The organism is Faecalibacterium sp. DFI.5.82, assembly GCF_029076575.1.
GTDB lineage: Bacteria > Bacillota > Clostridia > Oscillospirales > Ruminococcaceae > Faecalibacterium > Faecalibacterium duncaniae.
Map to the genome: position 1 here is coordinate 1 of NZ_JARFIS010000430.1, position 314 is coordinate 314.

Below are 314 nucleotides of genomic sequence, written 5' to 3' on the forward strand. Positions count from 1 at the left end.
GATCCTCGCGCAGATCGGAGATGATGCGCGAGGATCTGTTCAGCCACATTGAATCTTTGGCACACGAGCAGCTCAACGAGATCCCCGTGGGCAAGCTGGTCACCCGTGTGACCAACGATACCAACGCCATCTCCATGATGTTCACAATCCTCTTGGTCCAGCTGACCAAGAACAGCTTTGTCATTCTGGGCATTCTGGTGGCCATGCTCTGCCTGAACTACAAGCTGACGTTGATGGTGCTCTGCTTTGTGCCCTTCATCGTGATCTTCACGGTCATCTTCCGCAAGTTCTCCCGCCGCGCCAACCGCAAGCTC

At 55.1% G+C, this 314-nt stretch carries 1 protein-coding gene; it reads left to right on the forward strand.

The window, feature by feature from the left end; translation table 11 throughout:
* Positions 1 to 20 precede the first annotated feature (20 nt).
* The coding region (locus P0G09_RS17295) for an ABC transporter transmembrane domain-containing protein (RefSeq protein WP_275253289.1) at positions 21 to 314 on the forward strand (294 nt) is incomplete at its 3' end.